The 16,845-nt window shown below is 42.5% G+C and carries 15 protein-coding genes; 9 read left to right on the top strand and 6 right to left on the bottom strand.

Features of this window, described 5'->3' with window-relative positions; genetic code table 11:
- Positions 1-26: 26 nt before the first annotated feature.
- Positions 27-890 (top strand): Rpn family recombination-promoting nuclease/putative transposase, encoded by an 864-nt coding sequence (locus tag CSQ79_RS02850; protein WP_099699665.1) that lies wholly within the window; start codon positions 27-29, stop codon positions 888-890.
- A gap of 133 nt (positions 891-1,023) precedes the next feature.
- Here CSQ79_RS02850 and CSQ79_RS02855 read toward each other — a convergent pair whose 3' ends face one another.
- Positions 1,024-2,103: a CobW family GTP-binding protein gene (locus CSQ79_RS02855; RefSeq protein ID WP_099699666.1), complete on the bottom strand. Its 1,080-nt coding sequence runs from the start codon at positions 2,101-2,103 to the stop codon at positions 1,024-1,026.
- 135 nt (positions 2,104-2,238) lie between these two features.
- Between CSQ79_RS02855 and cysS the strand changes: the two genes are divergently transcribed.
- A complete protein-coding gene (gene cysS / locus CSQ79_RS02860; protein ID WP_099699667.1) occupies positions 2,239-3,723 on the top strand; it encodes a cysteine--tRNA ligase in 1,485 nt (494 codons plus the stop codon).
- Complete coding sequence (locus CSQ79_RS02865; protein ID WP_099699668.1) at positions 3,708-4,811, top strand: AI-2E family transporter; 1,104 nt, start codon at positions 3,708-3,710, stop codon at positions 4,809-4,811. Before cysS ends, CSQ79_RS02865 begins: the two co-directional genes overlap by 16 nt.
- A 45-nt stretch (positions 4,812-4,856) precedes the next feature.
- Here CSQ79_RS02865 and CSQ79_RS02870 read toward each other — a convergent pair whose 3' ends face one another.
- Positions 4,857-5,909 (bottom strand): serine hydrolase domain-containing protein, encoded by a 1,053-nt coding sequence (locus CSQ79_RS02870; protein ID WP_099699669.1) that lies wholly within the window; start codon positions 5,907-5,909, stop codon positions 4,857-4,859.
- Between the two features lie 162 nt (positions 5,910-6,071).
- Here CSQ79_RS02870 and CSQ79_RS02875 point away from each other — a divergent pair, with 162 nt between their 5' ends.
- The 3 genes from CSQ79_RS02875 (at position 6,072) to CSQ79_RS02885 (ending at position 8,227) form a co-directional block, all read left to right on the top strand.
- A complete protein-coding gene (locus CSQ79_RS02875) occupies positions 6,072-6,959 on the top strand; it encodes a DMT family transporter (protein ID WP_099699670.1) in 888 nt (295 codons plus the stop codon).
- 96 nt (positions 6,960-7,055) lie between these two features.
- A complete protein-coding gene (locus tag CSQ79_RS02880) occupies positions 7,056-7,586 on the top strand; it encodes a pentapeptide repeat-containing protein (protein WP_289500367.1) in 531 nt (176 codons plus the stop codon).
- 8 nt (positions 7,587-7,594) lie between these two features.
- Positions 7,595-8,227 (top strand): CatB-related O-acetyltransferase, encoded by a 633-nt coding sequence (locus tag CSQ79_RS02885; RefSeq protein WP_099699671.1) that lies wholly within the window; start codon positions 7,595-7,597, stop codon positions 8,225-8,227.
- 14 nt (positions 8,228-8,241) lie between these two features.
- On the opposite strand, the gene CSQ79_RS02890 is transcribed toward CSQ79_RS02885, so the two are convergent.
- From CSQ79_RS02890 to CSQ79_RS02905, 4 genes are all read right to left on the bottom strand, one after another.
- Positions 8,242-10,023: a putative 2-aminoethylphosphonate ABC transporter permease subunit gene (locus CSQ79_RS02890; protein WP_289500369.1), complete on the bottom strand. Its 1,782-nt coding sequence runs from the start codon at positions 10,021-10,023 to the stop codon at positions 8,242-8,244.
- A 28-nt stretch (positions 10,024-10,051) separates the two neighbouring features.
- The gene (locus CSQ79_RS02895; protein ID WP_099699673.1) at positions 10,052-11,212 is read right to left on the bottom strand and encodes a putative 2-aminoethylphosphonate ABC transporter ATP-binding protein; all 1,161 of its coding nucleotides are present in this window, start codon (positions 11,210-11,212) and stop codon (positions 10,052-10,054) included.
- A gap of 14 nt (positions 11,213-11,226) precedes the next feature.
- A complete protein-coding gene (locus tag CSQ79_RS02900) occupies positions 11,227-12,315 on the bottom strand; it encodes a putative 2-aminoethylphosphonate ABC transporter substrate-binding protein (protein WP_289500371.1) in 1,089 nt (362 codons plus the stop codon).
- Between the two features lie 128 nt (positions 12,316-12,443).
- A complete protein-coding gene (locus tag CSQ79_RS02905) occupies positions 12,444-13,577 on the bottom strand; it encodes an alpha-D-ribose 1-methylphosphonate 5-triphosphate diphosphatase (RefSeq protein ID WP_099699675.1) in 1,134 nt (377 codons plus the stop codon).
- Positions 13,578-13,772: 195 nt separating this feature from the next.
- On the opposite strand from CSQ79_RS02905, the gene CSQ79_RS02910 reads away from it, so the two are divergent.
- From CSQ79_RS02910 to phnF, 3 genes are all read left to right on the top strand, one after another.
- Entirely contained in the window at positions 13,773-14,501 is a 729-nt protein-coding gene (locus CSQ79_RS02910) for an HAD hydrolase-like protein (RefSeq protein ID WP_099699676.1), read from the top strand.
- 14 nt (positions 14,502-14,515) lie between these two features.
- Positions 14,516-15,688 carry a TIGR03364 family FAD-dependent oxidoreductase gene (locus CSQ79_RS02915; RefSeq protein WP_099699677.1) on the top strand — a complete coding sequence of 391 codons (1,173 nt, stop codon included), beginning with the start codon at positions 14,516-14,518 and terminating at the stop codon, positions 15,686-15,688.
- A gap of 268 nt (positions 15,689-15,956) precedes the next feature.
- Positions 15,957-16,697, top strand: a complete 741-nt coding sequence (gene phnF / locus CSQ79_RS02920; RefSeq protein WP_099699678.1) for a phosphonate metabolism transcriptional regulator PhnF — start codon at positions 15,957-15,959, stop codon at positions 16,695-16,697.
- The last annotated feature ends 148 nt before the right edge of the window (positions 16,698-16,845 follow it).

Raw genomic sequence — 16,845 nt, forward strand, 5'->3', positions numbered from 1 at the left:
CGAGAATCACCTGATAAAATTTCCTCATGTTTGATAATATCTGTAAATTTTTAGTCGAGAATTTTTCTAGCGATTTTGCCAATTGGCTACTCGGAAAATCTCTTACTTTTACTAAATTGAGTCCTTCAGAACTCTCACTAGAACCGATTCATGCTGATGCGTTGATCTTACTGGAAGCAGAAGAAGTTGTACTGCATCTAGAGTTTCAAACTCAACCTAAAAGCGATATTCCATTTCGGATGATTGATTATCGGCTGCGAGTGTATCGGCGCTTTCCTTTGAAGGAGATGCATCAAGTTGTCATTTATCTACGACAATCAAATTCCGAATTAGCACAACAAACAACCTTTGTCCTTGAAAAAACTCGTCATGAATTTGACGTGATTCGCCTGTGGGAACAACCAACAAGTCTATTTCTGCAATATCCAGGCTTATTACCCCTCGCAGTTTTGAGCCAAACGAGTAACCGTGTAGGAACACTACAGCAAGTAGCACAGGAGATCGTTAAAATTTCCGATCAACGCGTGCAAAATAATGTCGCAGCATCAGCATTTATTCTAGCTGGGTTAGTATTAGAGAAAGACATTATACAACAGGTACTGCGGAGGGAACTCATGCAGGAATCAGTAACATATCAAGCTTCGGTAGAAGAGGGACGCGCCGAGGGTCTCGCTAAGGGTCTCGCTAAGGGTCGTGCGGAAGGTCGTGCGGAAGGTCGTGCGGAAGGAATTCAAGAGGGTATACAAGAAGGCATTCAAGAGGGTATTCGATCAGTAGCTGCTAATTTGTTGCGCGAGGGACTTACGATAGAAATGGTGGCACGAGTGACTGGATTATCGGTATATGTAGTGCAGCAGTTGGCAAACAGCATTAATGATGGAGGTGAGTAAAGAGCGATCGCGTTGTTTCATCTTTGCATAGCAATTCCACCTAATAAATTGTGAAATCTCTAACTGTAGCCAACATTTAAAGGGCAAGGGAGAGTTAAGAACTTTTCAAGCTATCTTAACTCTCTTGAATCATCTACTTACCGAAGCCTCTACCACGCGATGTAGAAGGAAGACAAACACAGTTCTCTAACTGAGTACGTAAAGTTTCATGGTCGAGATTTTGCCCAATTAACACTAACTGGTTTTTGCGATCGCCACTATTCCATTCTTCATCATCAATGCTAAATCGCTTGCCACACAAGTGGAAAATGTGGCGTTTGGGACTTTCGTCAAACCACAAAATACCTTTGGCGCGGAATACAGTTTCAGGTAATTGATTATCTAAGAAATACTGAAACTTGCGAATTGATAGTGGCTTATCACTTTGAAATGATATTGAAGTAAACCCGTCGTTTTCTAAGTGGTGCGAGTGATGGTCATGGTGGTCGTGTTCGCAATCATGATCGTGATGGTGATGATCGTGGTCATGATCGTGATGATACTCGTCTTCAGCATCAAAATACTTATCAGACTCGAATAAACCAACACTCAAAATCAATGGTAGCGGAACTTGCGATCGCGTAGTACGCAGAATTCTCGCACCTTCTTTCACTTCCCGAATTTTACCTTCTAAGCGCTCTAACTCAGCTTCTTCCACCAAATCAGCTTTATTCAGGATAATCACATCACCATAGGCAATTTGGCTGTGGGCGGCTTGCGAAGTGAATAAATCTAAGCTGTAGTTTGCCGCGTCTACCATTGTAATAATGGAATCCAAGCGGGTTAAGTCACGTAACTCAGTGCCTAAAAAGGTCAACGCCACAGGTAAGGGATCGGCAAGTCCGGTTGTTTCTACTACCAGATAATCGAGCTTGTCTTGACGTTCGAGAACTTTATAAACTGCCTCTACTAAGTCATTATTGATGGTGCAGCAAATGCAACCGTTGCTGAGTTCCACCATATCATCGCCCGTTTGGATAATAAGCTCATTATCGATACCAATTTCACCAAACTCATTGACTAAGACCGCAGTTTTCAAGCCTTCCTGGTTCGCCAGGATATGATTGAGTAGAGTTGTCTTACCACTGCCTAGAAAACCCGTAATAATAGTAACCGGCAAGCCACGTTTTGAGGCATCCATTGCTTGATGATCTGAAGTTGCTGTAGATTGCATAGCTGTGCTGTCGAAAATGTCAAAAAATAGGAATATAGAGTTACAGAGCGATCAAAGCTACTTTCTTAAGATTGCTAGCTGACACATTCCACTCTTCTCCTATTATTGCCGAAAAGCTCATTTCACCATTTTGTCATGACCCTAACGCTATACAACACACTTACCCGTCGGAAAGAAACCTTTACTCCGCTTCAAGCTGGCAAGGTGCAAATGTATTACTGTGGCGTCACTGTATATGATTACTGCCATTTGGGTCATGCACGGGCGTGTATTGTTTGGGATGTTGTACGTCGATACTTACAATGGCGTGGCTACCAAGTGAAATATATTCAAAATTTTACGGATATTGATGACAAAATTCTCAACCGCGCACGGGATGAAGGCTCAACAATGCAAGTGGTTGCTGAACGCTATATCCAAGCCTATTTTGAGGACATGGATCGGCTAAATATTCAACGCGCAGACGCCTATCCTCGCGCAACACACACGCTAGATGGTATTAAGCGCTTGGTGTACGAATTAGAACAAAAAGGCTATGCCTACCCAGCCGATGGTGATGTTTATTATGCAGTGCGTCAGTTTAATACATATGGTAAGCTTTCGGGGCGTAAGTTAGAAGATTTGCAAGCGGGAAAAAGCGATCGCGTCAATATTGAAGATCCTGAGTACCAAAAGAAAAAAGATCCGTTTGATTTTGCATTGTGGAAAGGTGCAAAAGCCGGAGAACCAGCATGGGAGTCGCCTTGGGGTGCAGGACGTCCTGGTTGGCATATCGAATGTTCGGCGATGGTGCGTGACAATTTGGGCGAGACGATTGATATTCACGCTGGTGGTGCAGATTTAATTTTTCCCCATCATGAAAATGAAATTGCTCAAAGTGAAGCCGTTACAGGTAAACCGTTGGCTAATTACTGGATGCACAATGGCATGGTGACGGTAGATGGCGAAAAAATGTCCAAGTCTCTAGGTAATTTTATCACGATTCGGGAATTGTTAGATCGCCCTACAGATCCAATGGCGGTGCGATTGTTTGTGTTGACAGCGCAGTATCGCAAGCCAATAGATTTTACAGATGAAGCGATCGCCGCCGCGACAAATGGTTGGCACACACTTAGAGAGGGGCTACTGTTTGGCTATCAGTATGGCAAGCAACTAGGATTTGAGGAGCGAGGGAGTCACTTAATACCAGAAGTTGTACAGCGATTTCAAGAAGAAGTTGATGATGATTTTAATTTTCCTGGAGGGTTGACAGTTCTGTTTGAGTTAGCTAAAGATTTACGCCGCGAAGGAAACATCTTAGTGCATCAAGGTAAAACAGAAACTCCGCCAGAACAATTAGCACAACAGTGGCATACGTTGGTGACTTTGGCGCAAGTTTTAGGCTTTGAAGCTAGACCTCCTATAGAAATTGAAAGCTTACATACTTTACCTGAACCCAGTCATAAAAGCTCAGTTACTGTTTTAAGCAATCCTGAAATTGAAAATTTGATTGAACAGCGGAAAGCTGCTCGCAAAAACCGCAATTTTGCTGAGGCGGATCGGATTCGTAATGAACTTCAGAATCAGGGTATCACGTTAATTGACCAGCCTGGCGGTGTAACGCGATGGCATCGCAACTAAATCGCAATCGGGTATCAGTGGTGAATCTGTTAGTGATTGTGGCTACAGGTTTTCTTGTCGCGCTGTTATGGCAATTGCGGAGTTTGCTGGTGACAGTAATGATTGCAGTCGTGATCGCGGCGGCGATCGCACCTGTTATTGAAAAAGCAGAAAAACTCCGCATACCACGCTGGCTAGCAGTTATTAGCGTTTATCTGACGTTACTTGCGATTGTCATTGGTGCAGGATTAATTATTGGTCCTACTGTCGCTGAACAACTGCAAACTTTAGTCAGCTTAATTCCAGTTTATCTCGATAATCTCCGCACTTTAGCAGAAAATATCGCTTTAAGGCTGGGAACTGAACAACCCGAATTTATTGACCGATTCTTTGATACGCAAGCGTTAACAAGTTGGATTATTGGTTCAGGTCAACAACTTGTGGTACGTTCTTACGGCTTTACGCGCAGTGTCATCGATGGAGTGTTGAGCCTAATTCTAGCACTACTAATTTCTGGCTACATGGTTGCTGGGCGCGAAAATTTAATTAAAGGAATCGTTAGTTTATTTCCCCAACCCTGGGACAAACGTCTTGACGCACAAGTTATTCCAATTAGCCAACGAATGGGCGGTTATATTCAAGGTCGAGTTTTAGTTTCTGGAATTTTAGGAGTCGCAATTACTCTAGGTTTAGGAATTTTGGGTTTGTCAGAATTTGCTTTAGCTTTGGGCGTGATTGCTGGCTTTACTAACTTAATTCCTTTTATTGGACCTGTTTTAGGTGCAATTCCAGCTTTAATTGTGGCACTTTCTCAAGGTGGTTTAACATTTGTTTGGGTGCTACTTTTATTTGTCATTATTCAAAATCTAGAAACTTATGTACTCGATCCGCTACTTGTAGGTTCTTCGGTACAAGTTCACCCACTGTATCAACTTCTAGCAGTACTGGGTGGAACTCAAGTCTTAGGTATTATTGGTGCTGTCATTGTTCCTCCTTGGATAGCTGGGGCGTCAGTATTGCTAGAGAACCTTTACTTGCAACCAAAACGTTTAGCTGAGGAAAAAGAAGCAAGTAGCGAAAATGTGGTAAAGGTGCAATCAAGTACTTAATTTAAATGTAGATTTTTAGATAATTTAGCAGAGGTTTTAACCTCATTAGACATTACTCAAAACAAAAAGCAAATCATTGATCAAGTTGAATGGATGGCTACCCATACTTGTATTGCAAAATACTGCCATTGTGAGTTTATGTCCCTGAAAGTTGGGTAGATGCATTACCCAAGTATTGTACCCAGGACCATCGCCACCGTGTCCAAACTGTTCGCCATAGTTAGATTCTAGATCAATCATTAATCCTAATCCATAGCCAGGTTTATTAAAAAATGGAGATGTGTTTTGACCAATAGATACATACTGACACATCTCAATAAGTTGTTCTAGTTTAAGTAGTTTATGAGAAAAAAGATTCTCGTAAAATTGAACAATCTCATGAGTTGTAGAGACAATTATACCAGTAGCACACCATCCTGGATGATATTTAGGAATCACATTTTCTATTAATCTATTGGAGTTAAGAGATCTACAAAACCCAGGTACTAAAGTTCCTTTGTCTATATCTTGAGCAACGTAAGTTTTTTGCAATTTTAAAGGTTGAAATATCTGATTTCTCAAAGTATTAGAAAAAGTATCTTTACTGATAGTTTCAATTAACTTGAGTAACAACATATAACCCGTATTTGAATAATTAAAACTAGCTCCAGGTTCAAAATCAAGCTTACCTGTGCAAGTTAACTCTAAAAATTTGTGATATGACCAAGGCAATGAAGGACTTGCTGCTACCGCTGGCATATAAGTTGCTATTGAATAATTTGGTACACCGCTAGTATGATTAAGAAGTCTTCTGATTGTTACAGAGCGTGGTAGTGGTAAATTATGTAGCCAATCTATAATTGAATCTTCTAAAGATAATTTTCCATTTTGAACCATCTGCAATATACAAACGGCAGTAAATGTTTTTGTAATACTATAGATATAAAATTGACTATTTGTCGGCATTGGTGTTCTTCTTGTTAGTTCTAAGAATCCACTACTTCCTATCCACAAACCATACTTTTCGTCAGAAATTGTGACATTAACACCCAAGCATGGCGTGAAAAGAAGCGATGCGTCAAGCTGCTTTTGCAGTTGTTTTTTTAATAATGAATTCATATCGTCTTTGACATTAAATAGATTTGGCTTTGGTTGGGAATTAAACCAGAAAAATTTTGATTACTGCTACTGTACTAGTACAAATTGAATGAATTTGTACCTTCTCAAAAATAAGTCAATAGAAGATATTAAAAATAAGCCTGGTGATTAAGGAGAGTGTAAGTGTGCGCCAAGCACCGTATTGATAGAGAAATCGGTTTAGGCTATGGCTTTCTCGGTGTACTTGGCTTTAGTCTTACCTTACCAGCTACCCGTGTTGCAGTTGTAGAACTCGATCCGATAATCGTAGGTTTAGGACGTGCAATCATCGCAGCTTTTCTAGCAGCAATTGTTTTATGGGCGAATCATCAGCGAATACCTGCACGCAAACATTGGCGAGGTTTAATTATCGTTGCGGCTGGAGTTGTTTTAGGGTTTCCCTTACTGTCAGCTTGGGCAATGCAGCAGTTACCCGCCGCACATGGCGCGGTTGTGTTAGCGTTGATGCCGCTAGCAACGGCATTTGCTGGGAGTATAATTGTGGGCGAACGTCCTTCGCGGCGATTTTGGTTGGCAAGCATCACTGGTAGTATCACGGTGATTATTTTTGCGATCCTCTCTGGTGCTGGGCAAATGCAGTGGGCTGATGTTGTCTTACTGGGTGCAGGAATGGCGGCTGCCATTAGTTATGCAGAAGGCGGACGTTTAGCGCGAATTTTGGGAGGCTGGCAAGTTATTTGTTGGGCTTTGGTGATTGCGGCTCCTGTATTAAGTGTACCTTTTGCAAAGGCAGTGTTACAACATGGCTTAGTTGCTTCGCCAACAGCTTGGTTAGGATTTGGCTATTTGAGCATTATCAGTCAATTTCTCGCTTTTTTCCCCTGGTATCAAGGGCTAGCAATTGGAGGTGTTGCCCGTGTTGGTCAAATGCAACTATTACAGCCATTTTTAACGATTTTGGCATCTGCAATTTTGTTGGGAGAAGCGATCGCACCCTTTACCTTAATTGCTGCAATGATTGTAGTAACGAGTGTGGCGATTGGGCGGACATCGGCGATTCAACGCAATTAACGCGCTCGTCTTTGGTAAAATTCAAAGTAATATCCAATATGGCGATTAAGGGCTTTTAATCAAAGTAGGAACAAAAATTTTACGTCAGTAATAACGATGCGATCGCCAACACTAAAACTTATTCAAAAAGCTCTAATTCGTTTACTCGGCATATTATTAGTTTTATGCCTAGCTTGGTTATGGGTACTCTTAGCCGCAAAACCAGCCTTAGCTCAAGACAATACCATTAATTACAGTAATACACATCTAGAAAACCGTGACTTCTCCCACGCCGACTTGGTAGGTGGAGTATTTGTCGCAGCCGAAATGCGTGAAGCAAACTTTCAAGGTGCAGATCTCACAAACGCCATTCTTACCAAAGGTGTTTTACTCCGCGCTAATTTAGAAGGTGCTAACTTAACAGGTGCATTAGTCGATCGTGTCACTTTAGATGAAGCAAATTTAAAAAATACCATCTTGCAAGAAGCGATTTTGACGCGATCGCGGCTTTTTGATGCTGATATTACAGGTGCAGACTTTACTGATGCTTTGGTAGATCGTTATCAAGTTTCTTTATTATGCGATCGCGCTGATGGTGTTAATCCGGTAACAGGTGTTTCCACACGTGAAAGTTTAGGCTGTCGCTAAAGAAACCTATGACTTCATATGGTCCTAATCCTAATCGACCTTATCCTCTAGTCGATCATCGTCGTGTTTGCTTTATCAAAAATTTTATCAAAGCACCAAATATCATTGTTGGCGATTACTCATATTACGACGATCCTGTCGATCCCGAAGGGTTTGAGAAAAATGTCTTGTACAACTACGGTAGCGATCGCTTAATTATTGGTAAGTTTTGTGCTGTTGCAACTCAAGTCAAATTCATCATGAACGGTGCAAATCACAAACTTGATGGAATTTCTACGTATCCTTTTCCGATTTTTGGACATGGTTGGGAAGAAGCAATAGACCAGGTGATGAATTTACCTAGCAAGGGCGATACGATGATTGGTAACGATGTTTGGCTCGGTTATGAATCTTTAATTATGCCAGGCGTTAAAATTGGCGATGGTGCCATAGTTGCTGCCAGATCTGTTGTTGTTAAAGATATTCCTCCCTACACTGTCGCTGGTGGTAATCCTGCACGTCCTCTCAAGCAACGCTTTAGTGATGCAGAAATTGAGCAATTACTTGCTATTCGTTGGTGGGATTGGGATATAGCTAAAATCACCCGCAATATTGATTTGATTATGGGCGGTGATATCAGTTTGCTACAAAATGCTTTGTAACATACAACTTTTACTTAACGCGATCGCCAAGCTTGAGTTTGTTGCTGTACGCCACGAGTGAAAAACCAATAAAGAATGCGGACTCCGATACTCGTAAAGACAATCAGAGTTGCCATTGCTGCGGCTGCTGCGGTATCTCCAGCATCGTCCATATTGACAATTGCGACTGCTGCTACTGGTAACGTGGGAGGATAGAGAAACACGATCGCAGAAATTGTAATCATGGCATTGACAAAGAAGTAAATGCCAATTTCCAAGATTGCTGGTAGTGAAAGTGGTGCTGTGACGCGCCAAAACGTCCGATAAAAGGGAACAGACATTGAAGCAGAAACCGACTCAAACTCTGGATCGATCTGCTTAAGCGCGGTATTAGCAGTCAGAAAACATACTGTGTAGAAGTGAATAATGTTACATAAAACCAAAATTCCCATTGTGCCATAGAGCCAATGGAAAGGATTGACTAAAAGATACTCTTCAATAAAAGGAATATTCCAATAAGGAGAGTTGAAGAAAAAGACGTAAGCAAGACCTAAAACTAGACCAGGTAAAGCTAAAGGAATTGTAGACAAAAAGTAGTTGATACTGCGTAACCAATTTAATCCTTTACCTTTTTCTACAAGATAAGCACTAACAAACACAGCAACTGTACCAAATACTGCTGTATAGAATGACATCCGAATGCTATTCCAGTAAGCCGCATAGCCACCGCCACCTACAGAACTGAAGTCGTAGTGCCGCAAACTTAGATTGAAATTGTAAGGCCAAACTTGAATGGCAGAAGCAAAAACAATTGTTAGCAGAACAATAATCGCAAATAGTGCTACTAAAGTACAAAAAGCAAATCCTAGCCAATCGACAAGAGGATTAAATTTAGGTTGCAGAGGGACTGCTTTAGCACTTACTAATGCATTCTGTCGCCGCTGGATAATTTGATTAAGCACAAAAGCAACAACAGTTGGTACAAGTAAAAATACACTAATAGTTGCTCCCATCGAGAAGTTTTGCTGACCGATGACTTGCTTATAGATATCTGTTGCTAGCACGTTATAGTTACCACCGACTACTTTAGGTACGCCGAAATCTGTAAAAGCTAACGTGAAACACACAAAAATAGCACTGACTAAGCCATATTTGACACTAGGAAGTGTCACCGTTAAAAATGTCCGCAGGGCAGAACTACCTAAAACCTCAGATGCTTCATATAATCGAGCATCAGTCAAGCTTAACGCAGTGACGAGAATAACCAGCGCTTGCGGAAAACAGTAAAGTACTTCTCCAATAATGATGCCATTAGCACCATAAATTCCAATATTCCAACCAGGAAGTAAACCAAATAAACCTGTGGTGATAATTCCTTGATTGCCAAAGAGGTAAATCAAGCCGATCGCATGAGCAAGTGGCGGAATGTATAGCGGTAACATCCCCAAAATGCGAAAAATATTTTTTCCTGGCATCGCTGTGCGGGTCAGCGCATAAGCATAGATAAATGCCAGAACAACAGAGATAATGGTACTAGCGATCGCTACATACAAACTATTAAACAAAGAAGCCGCTAATGCTGGAGTTGTTAAGTAGGTAACGTAATTTGCTACACCAACCCAGTCACCATCTGTACTCTGAAAACTGCGCATCAGCATTGGGTAAAGTGGCAAAACAACCCCAACCAAAAGCCAAAGCGTTCCCAAAATCAGCAGCACTCGCATCAGCCAGTCTTCTGCGGTAACTATCTGCTGGCGTCTAGAGAAATATTGCCTAAGTGTTGTGCGGAATGTTTTTTGCGGCGTGGAAGATGTCATAGCGATGTAGAGCTAGTGCTGATGAGTTTTAATTGGTGAATACTCGGATCGATTCGGGCGGAAGTTGAATTTGGAATGCAGAACCTTCAGTGAGATCTAACTGTCGCGCTGCTTGAGCGGAGATGTTGACAGAAATGAGTTCTTTGAAGTTGCCTTCTGGACGCAAACCTACTAGAAAGCCAGAACCAAGAAATTCGATACTCTGCACTTCAGCGGCGATCGCATTTGCTACCGAGTGCTGATTTGCTGTGTTGAGCACTTGCACATCTTCTGGACGAATCGCAATACTTACCGATTGATCGGGTGCAGCAACGTTTTGTGGTGCCTCCAGAATAATGTTTCCGCAGCGCACTTGAGTTTCTGATACTACAACTCCTGATAAAAAGTTCATCACGCCAATAAAATTAGCGACAAATGGCGTATGCGGTTGCTGATATATAGCACGCGGCGTTCCTACTTGGGCAATGTAGCCTTTATCCATCACGACAATTCGATCTGCCATTGCCAAAGCTTCAGCTTGATCGTGAGTTACCATCACTGTTGTGATTCCTAGGCGCTTTTGTAGTTGCGCGATTTCTGTTCTTAGCCTGACTCTAACTTGAGCATCTAGCGCTGAAAGTGGTTCGTCGAGTAACAGAAGTCCAGGTGATAATGCTAAGGCTCGCGCTAAAGCAACTCGTTGTTGTTGTCCGCCCGACATTTGCGCAGGGTATTTATTACCCATCCCGTTTAGCCCAACGGTATCAAGTAACTCCTCAACTCTGGTTTTAATTTCTCGCTGAGATTTCTTAGCATTTTGCAAGCCATAGGCAATATTTTGGGCGGCAGTGAGATTAGGAAATAGTGCATATGATTGAAAGACAATGCCAAAATCTCGCTTCGATGCGGGAAGCCGCGAAACATCTTTTCCACCTTGGATGACGCGCCCACTGGTTTGAGTTTCTAATCCACAGATAATGCGTAGTAATGTTGTTTTACCACAACCACTCGGACCTAGTAAGCAAATAAATTCACCTGGATAGACGTCTAAGTAGATGTCGTAAAGAGCAACAAAGTTACCAAAAGATTTTTGAATGTTTTCGATTCGCAGATAAGGTTGTGCAATTTCCCTGACTAAAGTAGGTTCATAAGATGTCGATTGCTGTTTGAGGCGTTGCTGTTGGGTTGTTGGCTGTTCGGGAAAGTTCATTTGTCTGCTCCTAATTACGAAGTCTTCGGTTCTGACTTAGAGTCGTAGCGTCTAGTCCACTCCTGAAGAATTCGATCCCGATGGGTAGCTGCCCAATTGAAATCATTATTAATCAGTTGTTTTAGTGGCTCCTGTGGATAACCTTGAGGAATCGGTACATCGGTTTTTACCGCAGTCACGGCAAAGCTTTTGGCATACTCTTGAGAAATTGCTGGAGTGATTGCCCAATCTAAAAATGTCTTTGCCGCTGGGTTAATCTGTGGTTTTTTGACGAGCGCGTTCGCTTCGATATCCCATCCTGAACCTTCTTGCGGAAATACAGCTTCAATCGGTTCGCCGTCGTTCTTTTGCGTTACTGCGCGGTAGTCGAAGGAAATACCAATTGGGTATTCACCTGCTCCGGCTGCTTTGCAGGGACGAGAGCCAGAGTGCATATACTGAGCAACGTTTTGATGCAAGGCATCGAGATACTGCCAGCCTTTTTCTTCACCCATCATTTGCAAAATTGCGGAAACTGACAAAAAACCCGTACCAGAGGAAGCCGGATTGGACATCACAATTAGGTTTTTGTAGGCTGGATTTGTCAAGTCAGCCCAAGATTGCGGAATTGGTAGATTTCGTTTCTCCATCTCTACCGTATTGACGCAAAAAGCAGACATCCACGCATCAATGCCAACCCAATGTGGCGGATTGCGCTCATCCCGAAACTGCGATCGCACTCTTTCTAATCCTGCGGGAGCATAAGGTTCTAACATCCCTTGGCTATCCGCCACAAGTAAACTTGAAACAGCTAAGCCCCATACAACATCGGCGCGAGGATTGTCTTTTTCTGCCAGTAATTTCGCGGTGACAATTCCAGTTGAGTCCCGCACTGTGTTGACTTTGATATCAGGATGCTCTTGTTGAAATAGCGTCAGATAATTTTGAATTTGATCGTCTTCTAAAGCCGTGTAAACAGTAATTGCTGTTGAAGAATCTGCAACTGTACTTGCTGAATTAGATTCGTCAGCACGCCTAACAACACAGGCTGAAATAACGAGTGTAAGCATTAAGGCGATCGCGGATCTCAAACTAAACTTTAACCACTTTCTCCGGCTGAACATGCCTCACCTTCCAAGATGCAAACGGGATGTATAGACATCTAGATTAGAGGCTAAAGCAAAAGCTATACGACTGGCGTTAATGTTGGGTTAAATCTGATTAATCATTGGTTTAATCTTGATTAATAGATTTATGCGACGCGATTCCCTCGACAGATCACTGCAGTCAGTTGCGGCACACTGCGATCGCGCACAGCGATCAAGTCAGCACGTTTACCTATTGCCAAACTACCGCGATCGTGCTGTAGATGAATAGCTTGTGCAGGATTGCTAGTTGCTAATCGCATCACTTTGTAGATCGGCTGATTTAGGTAGCGAGAGATGAGAAAAATTGCATGGAGAAGACTTTGTGGTGCATAGTCAGAAGAAATAATATCGACCAAGCTTTGCTCAACAAGTTGTTTTGCAGCGACATTACCCGATTGCGATCCTCCCAGAACTACATTAGGTGCGCCCACCAAAACTTGTAAACTGGAAGATTTAGCTGCCTTTGCTGCTGCTAGTGTTGTCGGAAATTCGGCGATCGCTACTTGATCTTGCACTGCTTGTTGGATGTGCGAAACAGTCGTATCGTCGTGACTAGCAAGAGTGATACCTTTAAGTTGAGCTAGTTGAGCTATGGCTGTACGGTTTACAGATGCGTGGTGATGGTGTTCTTGTTGCCAAATTTGAGTCAATGTGCTTATGCGATCAGCAGCTACTCCGTATTTGCCGACATAATATTTCTCGAACTTATCTGTGCGCACAAATTGGCGATCGCCAGGAGCATGATCCATCAGCGAGATGAGAGACAGTAAAGGACAATCAGCATATTGAGCCGCAACATAATAAGCTTGGTCATAGCTGAGTTCGCAACGCAGGTGCAGCCGATGTTCTGCGACAAAGACCCCTGCAACTTGTCCGTGGTAAATTGCATCAATCATTGCAGCAAAGTGAGTCAAGCGCAGGCTATGAGAATTGACACTACCAACAGCGATCGCATCGCAAACCGTCGTAATTCCAGCACTGATTGTCGCGCGATCGTGATAGGCTGCAGCAGCTTCTACAGACCAACGAACACCAGGACGAGGAGATACGCAACACTCTAAATTGTCTGTGTGCAACTCAATTAACCCTGGTAACAAATAATCTCCACCACCATCTTGCCCAATTGCGACAACTCCTGGTTGAATATCAGCGATTAAGCGATCCCGCACTACCAAAGTGCCAAGAATTTCCTGTTCTGGCAGTTGTAACCGATAGTTGGTGTAAATCTGCTCGTTCACACAGCTATTAATGTCCTCATATTTCAGAATACAAAAATATTCCGCATCGTAAGTTAAATTCCGGTTACAAATTCCCTACTCATCAATGTTAACTTTGCATAACCTCGTTGCTAAATTCAGCCACCTTAGTTACTATATGTGCTTGTATAGACATCTAGATAAAGAGATAGCATTGTCACGGCTACAGCAAAAACAATGGCAAAGATTCAACTAGTCGTATTTGACATGGCAGGAACGACGATTAAAGACCAACAAGAGGTACAGTCCTGCTTTTTTCAGGCAGCCCAAAGCACAGGTTTACAAGCAGATGCCGAGCGAATTAACTTCATGATGGGATGGTCAAAGAAACTCGTGTTTCAAACTTTATGGCACGAGCAGATTGGTAAAGAGCATCCAGACTATGAGGCTAAAGTAACCGATTCATTCTCTAAATTTAAAACTATCCTTGAAAACCACTATAAAACTCAGCCTGTTGAACCGACAGAGGGTTGTTTAGAACTCTTTGACTGGCTCAAAGCGCAGAACATTAAAATCGCCCTAAATACTGGATTTTATCGCGAAGTGACAGACATCATTTTACAGCGATTAGGTTGGAACCAAGGATTAGATAGCGAATATGTAGGTTCAGCAACCTCAACAATTCAAGCTTCTGTTACACCTTCAGAAATCTACAACAATGAAGGTCGTCCAGCACCGTTCATGATTCAAAAAGCAATGTACAAACTGGGCGTTACCGCTCCCAAAACTGTAGTTACTATCGGTGATACACCTTCTGATATTGCTGCTGGTATCAATGCTGGCTGTCTTTTTTCTTTTGGAGTTACGAATGGTACGCATACCAAAAAGCAATTAGCTCAATATCCCAATGATGGATTATTCAATTCGTTGTCGGAATTTCAAGACAAAATCGCTAGTTTAACTTGAATACCTCTTTAATTATGAATTCATCAAAACAAGCAGATGTAGCCATCGTCGGTGCTGGTATTGTCGGTTTAGCCCATGCTTTAGCTGCTGCTAAGCGGGGTCGAAAAGTTGTCGTGTTTGAGCGAAATTTGCCTGTTGTTGGCGCATCGATTCGCAACTTTGGTATGGTTTGGCCAATTGGTCAGCCTGTGGGTGTTTTATATGACCGTGCTATGAAGTCAAGATCTATTTGGGTAGAGATTGCACAGCTTGCAGATTTTTACGCGGAGCAATGTGGCTCTTTACACTTAGCTTATCGTCAGGATGAGATGGATGTTCTGCAAGAGTTTGTTGATACTGCTCAAAAAGCGCAGCGTGTAGAGTTACTCAGTCCCGCCCAAGTAGCACAGAAAAGCCCAGCAGTAGTGACAGAGGGATTGTTGGGAGCACTTTGGAGTCCTACAGAAATGACCGTCGATCCGCGCGAGGCAATTCGGAAGCTACCCAGCTTTTTAGCCAAAGCCTACGGTGTCGAGTTCCACTTTGGGAACGTGGTGACAGAGATTGCTTATCCGCAGCTAGTTGCTGGTGGAGAACGCTGGATTGCAGAACAGATTTTCGTATGCAGTGGTGCTGATTTTGAAACTTTGTATCCTGCAATTTATACAGCTAGTGGTTTAACGAAAGTGAAATTACAAATGATGCGAACGGTTCCTCAACCAAATAACTGGAGGATTGGTTCATCACTAGCCGCAGGTTTAACACTAACGCATTATGCTGCTTTCGCTCATTGTCAATCTCTGGCAGCCCTGAAAGCGAGAATTGCTAGTGAAACGCCTCATTTCCCGCAGTGGGGAATTCATGTAATGATGTCACAAAATGCTTTAGGTGAAATTATTATTGGTGATTCGCACGAATACGGACTGAATCCTGAACCGTTTGATCAAGAAATAGTTAATGAATATATACTGAGTTATCTACAGATGTTTGCAAAAGTTCCAGAGCTAGCGATCGCAGAAAAATGGCATGGAATCTACGCTAAGTTGCCTGGTAAAACTGAATTTGTTACTCAGCCTGAACCAGGTGTCACGATTATTAATGCCCTCAGTGGTGCAGGAATGACACTTTCTTTTGGTTTTGCTGAGGAGTTGATGTCTCAATTAGATTCAGCTAGTCATCATGAGGCTTCAGCAGCTGTTGCTCATTAACAAGTGCGCAATGACTTATAGCTCAGAGGAGTTTACTCTGAACTCAGAATCAATCGATATCATCAACAATAACTTTCTCAGTTCTGACATACGCGATCGCATATGCTGAGGACAATAGATAACACAGTTTATGTTCGTCTGGTTGTTTCAGCAGTCACTAACTGTAGTCAGCACCAGTAGTTATCTAGATATATAGATGACTATACTAAATGTAATCTTGAATACTAAAAGCACTAATTAGTACCTGAAATCTCAAGTTACTTCATCTATGAGTCATGCTGCACTACCGCTCTATATCCAGATTGCCGAACAACTAAAACAGAATATTCAGCAGCAAGTTTATCAAGTAGGCGACAAACTACCAAGCGAAAATGAACTGAGCCTGCAGTTTGGGGTAAATCGTCATACACTCCGGCGAGCAATTGAACTATTGAAACAAGAAGGATTGTTACGGACTGATCGAGGAATAGGGATTTTCGTTGCTGCAACCCCTATCCGTTACCCAATTGGTAAGCGAGTACGCTACAACGACGTACTACAAGCGCAGGGAATCACCGGAGGTTATCAAACGTTACAGGCGATCGCAATTTCTGCTGATTCCAAGGTTGCGCCTAAACTAGATTTGAAACCAGGAGATCCTGTTGCACTGATTGAAATGCTTGATTTAGCAGACAATCAACCTCTTGGTGTTTCTTCGAGTTACTTTCCCCTACACCGCTTTCCAGACATGGTAGAGCGATTTCAAGACACGCAATCAATTTCCAAGCTTGTCCGCGAAGTCTACGGCTGCGACCACATTCGTCTTTGCACCCACATTTCTGCTCGACTCGTCAAACCTCAAGACGCGCGGCTACTCAATTTATCACTGAATCAGCCTATTTTATTGATAGAAGCAGTCAATGTCGATCAGCATGGCAAGGCGATCGAGTACACTGTCACCCGATTTCGCGGCGATCTGATGGAGTTAGTCATCAACAACGATCTAGATGTCGTTAGTCAAGATGATTAAAACAATTAGACTTCCTGCATGAAGAGAATCGCGAATGACTTTGCTGCTATGCAAACAAAGTCCACCTCTGTGTACTGACATAACAATTTTGTTTAAGTGTACCTTCGTACACTTTGCTTGAGTAGCCCCGAAGGGAGTCGAAGGACAT

The sequence above is a fragment of the Gloeocapsopsis sp. IPPAS B-1203 genome (assembly GCF_002749975.1).
In the GTDB taxonomy this organism is placed as follows: Bacteria; Cyanobacteriota; Cyanobacteriia; order Cyanobacteriales; family Chroococcidiopsidaceae; genus Gloeocapsopsis.

Excerpts from the sequence above, each read along its gene's own strand:
- CSQ79_RS02890 (WP_289500369.1), bottom strand. The coding sequence starts at position 10,023 with ATGACATCTTCCACGCCGCAAAAAACATTCCGCACAACACTTAGGCAA.
- CSQ79_RS02895 (WP_099699673.1), bottom strand. The coding sequence starts at position 11,212 with ATGAACTTTCCCGAACAGCCAACAACCCAACAGCAACGCCTCAAACAG.
- CSQ79_RS02880 (WP_289500367.1), top strand. The coding sequence starts at position 7,056 with ATGCGATCGCCAACACTAAAACTTATTCAAAAAGCTCTAATTCGTTTA.
- CSQ79_RS02865 (WP_099699668.1), top strand. The coding sequence starts at position 3,708 with ATGGCATCGCAACTAAATCGCAATCGGGTATCAGTGGTGAATCTGTTA.
- phnF (WP_099699678.1), top strand. The coding sequence starts at position 15,957 with ATGAGTCATGCTGCACTACCGCTCTATATCCAGATTGCCGAACAACTA.
- CSQ79_RS02910 (WP_099699676.1), top strand. The coding sequence starts at position 13,773 with ATGGCAAAGATTCAACTAGTCGTATTTGACATGGCAGGAACGACGATT.
- CSQ79_RS02870 (WP_099699669.1), bottom strand. The coding sequence starts at position 5,909 with ATGAATTCATTATTAAAAAAACAACTGCAAAAGCAGCTTGACGCATCG.
- CSQ79_RS02885 (WP_099699671.1), top strand. The coding sequence starts at position 7,595 with ATGACTTCATATGGTCCTAATCCTAATCGACCTTATCCTCTAGTCGAT.
- CSQ79_RS02915 (WP_099699677.1), top strand. The coding sequence starts at position 14,516 with ATGAATTCATCAAAACAAGCAGATGTAGCCATCGTCGGTGCTGGTATT.
- CSQ79_RS02850 (WP_099699665.1), top strand. The coding sequence starts at position 27 with ATGTTTGATAATATCTGTAAATTTTTAGTCGAGAATTTTTCTAGCGAT.
- CSQ79_RS02855 (WP_099699666.1), bottom strand. The coding sequence starts at position 2,103 with ATGCAATCTACAGCAACTTCAGATCATCAAGCAATGGATGCCTCAAAA.
- CSQ79_RS02900 (WP_289500371.1), bottom strand. The coding sequence starts at position 12,315 with ATGTTCAGCCGGAGAAAGTGGTTAAAGTTTAGTTTGAGATCCGCGATC.
- cysS (WP_099699667.1), top strand. The coding sequence starts at position 2,239 with ATGACCCTAACGCTATACAACACACTTACCCGTCGGAAAGAAACCTTT.